This is a genomic window from Alphaproteobacteria bacterium LSUCC0719, assembly GCA_040839025.1.
In the GTDB taxonomy this organism is placed as follows: Bacteria; Pseudomonadota; Alphaproteobacteria; order Puniceispirillales; family Puniceispirillaceae; genus UBA8309.
In genome coordinates, this window is the sequence record JBFPJN010000008.1 from 49,734 (window position 1) to 59,681 (window position 9,948).

Genomic DNA, 9,948 nt, shown 5'->3' on the forward strand with positions numbered 1-9,948 from the left:
ACAGGCAGCCCGTTTTGCCGCAGATGGTGGACTGGATATGCATGGGATAAACAAGGGCCGGCAGCGACTCCGGGTCGCTGCCGGCAATTGATCAGTTCATGACCAGATATTTGAAGTGCGGCTGGTCTTCGGGCTGCACGTCAAATGTGATGCCATCCTTCATCCCCCAGTTCAGAACCTGGTTGTGGATTGGAAGGTAAAGCTGGTCTTCCTGAACCTGGGCCCAGATCTCGCCAATGATGGCGTCGCGCCTGGCAAGGTCGGTCTCGGACTCAAGCGCCACGACCTTGGCGTTCACATCGGCATTGTCATAGCCGGTGTTGTTCCACGAGCCGCGATTTTCGGTCGTGGCATGAACCAGGAAGTTGAAGATGTAGTGCGAATCAAAGGTCGGCACACCCCAGCCAAGCATATAGAACTCGGTCGTCTTGTTCTTGATCAGCGGGAAATGCTGTGCCTTCGGCTTGGCATCGAGATTCACCTTGATGCCAATCTGGCCGAACATGCCTACAGCAGCCTGACAGATCGCCTCGTCATTGATGTAGCGATCATTCGGGCAGTTCAGCGTGACCGAGAACCCGTCACCATAGCCTGCCTCTGCCATCAGCGCCTTGGCGGCGGCAACGTCATAGGCCGGAATGGCGTCAAGCTGGCTTGTCCAGCCATTGACGAATGGCGGCATGATGACATTGGTCGGTGAAGACTGGTCACGCATCACGACCTTCTTGATGGCATCGCGGTTGATGGCAATGTTCATCGCCCGCCGCACACGCACATCGGCAAACGGGTTCTTGCCGCTGACATTGTCTGTTTCCAGATCAGCCTTGCCGCTGTTCATGCCAAAGAAGATCACGCGGTTCTGTGCCGCGGTCACGACCTTCAGGCCGCTCTGACCGGCAACACGGCCAAGATCCTGCACCGGCACGTCCTGAATGAAATCGACTTCACCTGACAGCAGTGCCGCCACACGGGTGGCCGCCGACTGGATCGGTGTGTAGATGATTTCGGTGACATCAAGCGGGAACTGGCCCTTGCCCCAGTAATTGGGGTTTGCCTTCAGAACAGTCTTCTGGTCAGGCACGCGGCTTTCCAGAATGAATGCACCGGTTCCGTTGGTGTTCTGGGCCGCAAAAGTGGTTTCGCCAGCGGCGACATCCTGCGGCGCACTGGCACCATTTGCCTCGGTCCAGCCTGCATCCATCATGAACAGGTTGGTCAGGTTGTTGATCAGCAGCGGGTTCGGACCATTTGTTTCCATATCGATGGTATGGTCGTCGACCTTGCGGACATCCTTGACGCTTGTCAGAAGTTCTTTCATCGACGATGTCGGCATCATGGCGCGCTTGAAGCTGTAGACAGCGTCATCGGCGGTGAAGTCCGAACCGTCATGGAAGGTCACGCCCTTGCGAAGGGTAAAGCGCCAGACATTCGGATTGTCGGGAAGCGCCTTCCAGCTTGTGGCCAGCGCCGGGGTGATCTGGCCGGCCATGTCGCGATGCAGCAGGGGTTCGTAAATCTGGTGCGCCAGCGTATGTGTCGGGCCTTCGTTCTGGGCATGTGGGTCAAGTGTCAGCGAGTCGCCGGACCGCGCCCAACGCAGTGTTTCTGCGGATGCCGCCGTCGCGGCCGCTGCCAGGGTCAGCGCCACCGCGCCAAGCCCAAGCCTAGTTGCCAATATTTTCATAGTTTCTCTCCAGGATGGAATATTCTGCTATTCATAAGATGCCTGAGAATGGACCCCTGACCCGCATATGGGCAAGATATTTTGCACGATTCAGGGCGGGCCTTTCTGTCACACCCGGCACGCATATCGGCACCGGGTTTCAGGCCGCCGCGTTCAGCGCCGCTCAGCCTTGTGCCGCAACCGCACGCCGGCGCTGCAGCGCGCCAACGCCCAGCAACATCAGGATTGCCGGGACAAAGGCCCATTCACGGGCCGGGCGGTCCTCGATCTCGATCAGCGCCACATCCAGCGTGACCGGCCTGTCGGCGTAGAAATCGAATCCTTTCAGATCCTGGAACAGCGGCGTTCCGGGGAAAGGTTCGTCGACAGCGGCCACACCCTCGTCGATGGTCACCAGCAGCCCGGCGGCCTCAAGCCTGTCGAACGGCGCGCCCGCCGCCGGAAGTTCCAGAATCACGCTGCGGTCGATGATCCGGTCCGCATCGTCGAAATCGGGACCGCTGAGCCGCGCGCGAAGCATCATGACAACGGTCTCGCTGACCGCCGGCATTTCCAGATGCTGGACAATCTGCGAGCCGGGAAGCTCTATGAAGGGCGGCGAAACGCGGTCGAGCCAGTAGTCCGGACGGAACATGGTGAAGGCCACAAGAAGCAGGATCACACTCTCCCACAGTCTGTTGCGGACCAGCATGTGGTTCTGCGTCGCCGAACAGAAGGCCAGCATCCCGACGCTTGTCGCCAGCACCGCCGTGACGCCGCCCACCCATCCGACATCGATCAGCAGAATGTCGGTGTTGAAGATGAACATGAAGGGCAGCACGGCTGTGCGTATGTCGTAGCTGAAGCCCTGGATGCCGGTGCGGATCGGATCACCGCGCGAGATCGCCGCGGCGGCAAAGGCGGCAAGCCCGACCGGTGGTGTGTCATCGGCAAGGATACCAAAATAGAAAACGAACAAATGCACCGCGACAAGCGGTACGATCAGCCCGTTCTGCGCGCCGACCATCACGATCACCGGTGCCATCAGTGACGAGACGACAATATAGTTTGCCGTTGTCGGCAGACCCATGCCGAGAATCAGGCTCATCACCGCGACCAGAAGCAGCATCACCACCAGATTGCCACCCGACACCGCCTCGACGAACTCACCAATGAACTGATGCGCGCCGGTCAGCGACACGGTGCCGATGATGATGCCGGCGATCGCCGTTGCAATGGCGATGCTGATCATGTTGCGGGCACCGAATTCCAGCCCGCGAAGAAAATCCGTCACCCCGGCACGCCAGACCCGGGCATCCACTGATTGCCGCCGGAAATACGCCTTCAGCGGGCGCTGCGTCACCAGCACGAAGATCATTGCCAGACACGCCCAGTAGGCCGACAGGCTGGGCGACAGGCGGCTGACCAGAACGCACCACAGCAGCACGACAATCGGCAGCGCGAAATGATAGCCGGTTCGTGCGACACTGGAGACCGTCGGAAGAAGCTTCATTTCCGCGTCGCTCAGCCCGACCTCGAGATCCGGTTCGCGCGCTGCGATCCGCACCAGCACGATATAGGCGGCGACAAAGATCACCATCACCGTGGGAAGTGACAGCGACGGCATCCAGCCGCCGACAAGCCCGACAGTCAGGTGGATCACCCCACCAAGAAGCGCCAGCGCGCCGAACCCGGCCAGGAAACCGGTCACGCGCCGCAGCAGCCCCTGTGTCGGCGTGCGGCGGGTCAGCCCCTTCAGTCCCAGCTTTGTCACCTCGAGATGGACGATGTAGAAAAGCGCGATATAGGACACCAGCGCCGGCAGCGCGGCATGTTTGATCAGCTCGAAATAGCTGATGCCGGTAAATTCGGCGATCAGGAAGGCGGCGGCACCCATCACCGGCGGTGTCAGCTGGCCATTGGTCGAGGACGCAACCTCCACCGCGCCGGCCTTTTCGGCGCTGAGGCCGGTCTTTTTCATCAGCGGGATGGTGAAGGTACCGGTCGTCACCACATTGGCGATCGACGATCCGGAATAGATCCCGGACAGGCCGGATGCCAGTACCGCGGCCTTTGCCGGGCCGCCCCGCATATGGCCCAGCGCGGCAAAAGACAGCTTGATGAAATAATTGCCTGCACCGGCGCTTTCCAGCAGCGCACCGAACAGCACGAACAGGAAAATCATCGATGCCGACACACCGAGCGCGACGCCGAACACGCCTTCGGTCTGCATCCAGAAATGCCAGCTCGCCTTGTTCAGCGATGCCCCCTTCCAGCGCATCGCGTCGGGGAAGAAGTCGAGATGCCCGAACATCACATAGAAGATGAAGATCGCGGCGACCACCAGCAGCGGCAGACCGAGTGCCCGGTAGACCGCAACCATCACACACAGCATGCCGGCGATCGAGAAGAACAGATCATATCTGTTCGGCAGCCCGGCGCGGTTCGCGATGTCGAGCTTGAAAATGAAAAGATAGAGGCAGGCGGCAACGCCGGTCAGCAGCAACGCCCATGACACCATCCGGTCAAGCGTCGGGTGGATTGTCCGCGCTGCCGGATAGACGGCGAAAGCCAGCCCGATTCCGAAGGCGAGATGGATCTGCCGGGCTTCCTGCGCGTTGAAGACAAGCTTCAGGCCGCTGACACTGCTCAGCCAGAAGGGGAAATCCGACGCCATCCAGAGCTGGACAAGCGACCACAGAATGCAGACGAGGGCAATGCCGCGGCCGGTTCGCTGCGCGCCCCTTTCGAAATCAGCCGCACGCCCGTCGGCGGCATCGAACGGTCCAGTGGCTGTCATGTCAGATCACCGCCAGATGTTTTCAGGTGAAGATGCTTTCGGGTTGAAGATGCTTTCAAGTGAAAGCGGAACGCGCGGCCGGGGGCATACCCCCATCCGGCCGCGCGTCGAGAGCGGTGCTACATCCAGCCACGCTCTTTGTAGTATTTCACCGCCCCCGGATGCAGCGGTGCCGAGAGACCGTCGGAGATCATCTCTTCTTCCTTCAGGTTGCGGAAGGCCGGATGCAGCTTCTTGAAGTCAGCGAAATTGTCGAACACGGCCTTGACCACCGTATAGACGACCTTTTCCGGAACATCGGCCGAAGTGATCACCGTCGCACCGACACCGAAGGTGGTGGTGTCGTTCGGCGAGCCGGCATACATGCCGCCCGGAACAGTCGCCACACGGTAGAAGGAATTGTCGGCAACAAGCTTGTCGATCGGCGCGCCGGTGACCGAGACAAGCTCGACGTCACAGCTGGTGGCGGCTTCGGTAACAGCGGCGGCCGGGTGACCGACGGTGTAGATCATGGCTTCAATCTTGCCATCACAGATCGCCTGCGCCATTTCCGAACCCTTCAGTTCAGCCGCGAGCGAGAAATCGCCCATCGTCATGCCAAAGGCTTCCATCACGACTTCCATTGTCGCGCGCTGGCCGGAACCGGGGTTGCCGACATTGACCTTCTTGCCCTTCAGATCCTCGAAGGAGGCGACTCCCGATCCCTTGCGGGCGATCAGGGTGAACGGCTCCGGATGAACCGAAAAGACGGCGCGCAGCTTCTCGAACTTGCCCTTGTCGGCGAATTTCGAGGTACCGCGATAGGCATGGTACTGCCAGTCGGACTGGGCAACACCGAACTCCAGCTCGCCGGCGCGAACGGTGTTGATGTTGTAGACCGAACCACCGGTCGATTCCGCCGAACAGCGGATGCCGTGGTCCTTGCGGTCCTTGTTGACGAGACGGCAGATGGCGCCGCCGGTCGGATAATAGACGCCGGTCACACCGCCGGTGCCAATCGAAACAAACTGCTCGGCGAAGGCCTGCGCGGCCCCGAATGCTGTCATCGATGCGATAACGCCGCCATAAACGATTTGCCTGAGTTTCATCACTCTCTCCCTATGATTTTGTGAAGGGTCGTTCGAAGATATGCCGGGCGGGCCCGGCCAAATGCGCGGCATTATGGACGCGGGAACGGATCCAATCAAGCAAACGACGTGAACCGACCGGTAAAATGGCAAAGAAAAACCCCCGGAGGAGGATCCCCCGGAGGTTTGGTATTCAGGTGGCAGGGGCGATAGGACTCGAACCTACAACCCCCGGTTTTGGAGACCGGTGCTCTACCAATTGAGCTACACCCCTATGCCTGCCGCCGCCGGAACCTGCCGGCGGCGGGTATTCGATATGCCTACTTTACGATTGAGGCGACGACGCCTGCACCGACGGTACGACCGCCTTCACGGATGGCGAAGCGAAGACCTTCATCCATCGCGATCGGCGCGATCAGCGTGACCGTCATCGCGATATTGTCGCCAGGCATCACCATCTCGGTGCCCGACGGCAGCTCGACCGAACCGGTCACATCCGTCGTCCGGAAGTAGAATTGCGGGCGATAGTTCGAGAAGAACGGCGTATGACGACCACCCTCTTCCTTCGTCAGAACATAGGCCTCGCACTTGAACTCGGTATGCGGCGTGATCGAACCCGGTGCCGACAGAACCTGGCCGCGCTCGACATCCTCACGCTTCGTGCCGCGAAGCAGAACACCGACATTGTCGCCGGCCTCGCCCTGGTCCAGAAGCTTGCGGAACATCTCAACACCCGTGCAGGTCGTCTTCGTGGTGTCCTTCAGACCCACAATCTCGATCTCTTCACCAACATTCACAATGCCGCGCTCGATACGACCCGTCACAACCGTGCCACGACCCGAAATCGAGAACACATCCTCGATCGGCATCAGGAACGGCTGGTCCTTCGGACGCTCGGGCTGCGGAATGTAATCGTCAACTGCCGCCATCAGCTCGCGGATCGCATCCGCACCAATCGCCGCATCACCATCCTCAAGAGCCGCCAGCGCAGACCCCTTCACAATCGGAATGTCGTCGCCGGGAAACTCATAGCTCGACAGCAGCTCGCGGATCTCCATCTCCACAAGCTCCAGAAGCTCCTCATCGTCAACCTGGTCGACCTTGTTCATGAATACGCACAGCGCCGGAACACCAACCTGGCGCGCCAGAAGAATATGCTCGCGGGTCTGCGGCATCGGGCCGTCAGCCGCCGACACAACCAGAATCGCGCCATCCATCTGCGCCGCACCCGTGATCATGTTCTTCACATAATCGGCGTGACCGGGACAATCCACATGCGCATAGTGACGGTTCTCCGTCTCATACTCGACATGGGCCGTCGAAATCGTGATCCCGCGGGCACGCTCCTCAGGTGCCTTGTCAATCTGATCATAGGCCTGAAACTCAGCGCCGCCTGCCTCAGCCATAACCTTCGTAATCGCCGCCGTCAGCGTCGTCTTGCCATGGTCAACATGGCCAATCGTGCCAATGTTCACATGAGGCTTGGAACGATCAAACTTCTCCTTGGACATGCCAGCCCGTCCTCTTCTTCTGTCTGCCGGACCGGCCTGCATGGCACGGCACCGGGTATGTTGAACCTGAAATCCCGATCGCGGCTGCCGCCGGGATCGGGGTGGCGGCAGGCCGCCCCATCAATCAGGCAGTGGTGGTGAGGGTAGGATTCGAACCTACGTACGCTACGCGGGCAGATTTACAGTCTGCTGCCTTTAACCACTCGGCCACCTCACCGGTTTGCCTGATGCGTCTGTACGGATTACGTGATACGAAATAACGCTACCTTGTAACAGACGCCAAGCGATTAGAAAAGCAGCGCCGGTTTGTCAACAGAGAAGTCACCAAATGCACCCTGATCGAGGCAAAAAACGACCAGCACGCCCGCGGCCGAAAACCGCACCGCACCGCCGCCAGCATCCTGCCGATGGCGGCAGGCAGCAGATTGCCGGCCCGAAACCGCCGGGTGGCGCCCATTTCCTGTGGGGCCGGCATGCTGTTCTGGCGGCGCTTGCAAATTCCGAACGGCGCGTGGCCACACTTCACGCCACAACGGACGCGGCGGCCGAATTGCGCGCCGCGATCGCCGCGCTGCCGGCGGCGCGCCGGGACGAACTGCCCACCATTACCGAGACCGAGCGCAAACGCCTCGATGCCGTGACCTCGACAGCCGCCAGGACTTCGACAGCCGATGGTGACAAGGTGGTCCATCAGGGCATGCTGGCCGCGGTATGGCCGCTTGATGCGCCCGATCTTGCCGATTTTCTGGACAGCACCACCGGCGCGGTTCGCCTGCTCTGCCTTGATCAGCTGTCCGACCCGCGCAATGTCGGGGCCATCCTCAGAAGCGGTCTGGCACTTGGCGCCAGCGCCGTCATCACCACCCACCGGCACGCGCCCGAGGAATCCGGGCTTCTGGCCCGTGCCGCCGCAGGCGCGCTCGAACATCTGCCGATGATCCGGGTGGTCAATCTGGCCCGGGCGATCGAAACCATGCAGCAAGCCGAAATTACCGTCACCGGCCTTGCCGCCGACGGCGAGATGGAGGTCAGGGATCTTGCCGCCATCGACCGGCTTGCCATTGTTCTGGGCGGCGAAGGCGCAGGGCTGCGCCATCTGACGAGGCGACATTGCGACCATCTGGTGCGGATCGAGATTTCATCGCGATCGGAAAGCCTGAATGTATCGATTGCCGCCGCCATCGCGCTTCATGCTGCCGGGAATACTGGCGGGCATGCTGGCGGGCATGGTGATGGAACCGGGGGCATCTGACCGCCCCCCACCTTCGATCACCGACGGTCAGGTGGCGTGCCCCGGCCCCGCGCACGATAGAATGACCTTTCATAACGCGGCGGCGGTGACCGCCGGCTTGCCGGTCGCCGTGCCGCGCGACCCTCCAACCGTGCCCAGGACGAGATCTCGTCCACCGGTGGCGGGGTGGCTTCCGCTTTCATCCGCGATATCGGTTCAGCGAGATCGGATCTACCGCCGGGATCAGAAGACAGACAGGCACCGGGGCTGGACCCAGACTGGATATAGGACCGGACCCACCATGACCGGCCCCGCCACCAGGTGGCGAGACGCGCCCGAAAGGATTGGTTTCTTTGGTCCATCCATAACATTTCGTGATGCGCTCCATTGCCAGTTGTGATGCATATCAGGCATCTGATTTATTTACAGTTTTGGTTAATGCGCCCTAGTCTGTCCAACGACAAAAAATGATTGCTTCGATCAAAAGTTGTGATGACAGACGTTGTGATGACAGACGTTGTGATGACAGGAGTTGTGATGGACGGCACCACCATCCGGAACTTCGACATTGCCACCCTACGGTCCTTTGTGACGGTGGCCGAGCTTGGCGGCGTGACGCGCGCCGCCGCGCGTTTGAACCTGACCCAGTCGGCTGTCTCGATGCAGTTGAAACGGCTGGAAACAACGCTTGACCAACAGCTTGTCGAGCGGGCCGGCCGCGGGGTTTGCCTGACCCGCGAGGGAGAACAGCTTCTGGGCTATGGCCGTCGGATCCTGACGCTGCATGACGAGGCGTGGCAGCGGATGACGCATCATGCCTTTGAAGGGCGGGTCGGCTTCGGCGTGCCGGACGATCTGGTTGATCTCCTTGTCAGCCCGGTGATGCGTGATTTTGCGGCTGAATTTCCGCGCGCACGGGTCGACCTGACGTCATCATTCACGCGCCAGCTGATCGAACAATTCAATGACGGGCAGCATGACGTGATCCTGACAACCGAACCGCTGGATGTCGGCACCGGCGAATGCCTCTATCGCGGACCGCTGAAATGGTATGTCGGACAGGGAAGCCTGGTTTGGAAAGAGCGGCCGCTGCCACTGGCGACAAAACCCGAATGCGCCTTCCTGCCAGTTGTGGCTGCGGCGCTTGAAAATGCCGGGATCCCCTGGGAAAGACCCTATGCGGCCACGCATTGGCGCGATCTTGAGGCTTTTGTCAATGCCGGCCTGGCCGTGGAGACCAACATCTCGCTTGTCGTGGACGAGACACCGTCGCGCGTTCCGGTGCCGGCAGACGCCGGTCTGCCGCCATTGCCGGATTTCGGCATATTCCTCTATGTCCGTGACGGTGCGCCGGACCTCGCCCTGCAGCTGGCCGGTATGGTGCGTGATACCATTTTCGCCGCCGAGACCCCCATACGCCGCGCCACGCTATGATTCACGGGAATGATTTACGGGAATGATTTATGCAATACGCGGCAGCTATTGACGAATTACGGGTTTCTGGTAAAACCCAGCCCAGTGCTGGTGTGGCTCAATTGGTAGAGCACCCGATTTGTAATCGGGCGGTTGGGAGTTCGAGTCTCTCCACCAGCACCATTCCTTCATGTACATCACTGATATGTCAGCATTTTATGTGCTAACAGGTCAGGTGACGTACAGGATGACGTACAATCAAT

Annotated in this window: 6 protein-coding genes and 3 tRNA genes; 3 read left to right on the forward strand and 6 right to left on the reverse strand. The window is 60.4% G+C overall.

Annotation, left to right across the window (positions count from 1 at the left end; translation table 11 throughout):
* Positions 1-91 precede the first annotated feature (91 nt).
* From AB3X55_12955 to AB3X55_12980, 6 genes are all read right to left on the reverse strand, one after another.
* On the reverse strand, positions 92-1,684 hold the full coding sequence (locus AB3X55_12955; protein MEX0504499.1) for an ABC transporter substrate-binding protein: 1,593 nt from the start codon (positions 1,682-1,684) through the stop codon (positions 92-94).
* 163 nt (positions 1,685-1,847) lie between these two features.
* Entirely contained in the window at positions 1,848-4,463 is a 2,616-nt protein-coding gene (locus AB3X55_12960) for a TRAP transporter permease (GenBank protein MEX0504500.1), read from the reverse strand.
* A gap of 119 nt (positions 4,464-4,582) precedes the next feature.
* On the reverse strand, positions 4,583-5,509 hold the full coding sequence (locus AB3X55_12965; GenBank protein ID MEX0504501.1) for a TAXI family TRAP transporter solute-binding subunit: 927 nt from the start codon (positions 5,507-5,509) through the stop codon (positions 4,583-4,585).
* Positions 5,510-5,728: 219 nt separating this feature from the next.
* Positions 5,729-5,804, reverse strand: a tRNA-Trp gene (locus AB3X55_12970).
* A 46-nt stretch (positions 5,805-5,850) separates the two neighbouring features.
* Positions 5,851-7,041, reverse strand: coding sequence for an elongation factor Tu (gene tuf / locus AB3X55_12975; GenBank protein MEX0504502.1), 1,191 nt, complete (start codon positions 7,039-7,041; stop codon positions 5,851-5,853).
* 132 nt (positions 7,042-7,173) lie between these two features.
* A tRNA-Tyr gene (locus AB3X55_12980) sits at positions 7,174-7,258 on the reverse strand.
* A 111-nt stretch (positions 7,259-7,369) separates the two neighbouring features.
* On the opposite strand from AB3X55_12980, the gene AB3X55_12985 reads away from it, so the two are divergent.
* The 3 genes from AB3X55_12985 (at position 7,370) to AB3X55_12995 (ending at position 9,868) form a co-directional block, all read left to right on the forward strand.
* Positions 7,370-8,293, forward strand: a complete 924-nt coding sequence (locus tag AB3X55_12985) for a TrmH family RNA methyltransferase (GenBank protein ID MEX0504503.1) — start codon at positions 7,370-7,372, stop codon at positions 8,291-8,293.
* Positions 8,294-8,779: 486 nt separating this feature from the next.
* Positions 8,780-9,706, forward strand: coding sequence for a LysR family transcriptional regulator (locus AB3X55_12990; protein ID MEX0504504.1), 927 nt, complete (start codon positions 8,780-8,782; stop codon positions 9,704-9,706).
* 86 nt (positions 9,707-9,792) lie between these two features.
* Positions 9,793-9,868: transfer RNA gene (locus AB3X55_12995), tRNA-Thr, on the forward strand.
* Positions 9,869-9,948: the final 80 nt, after the last annotated feature.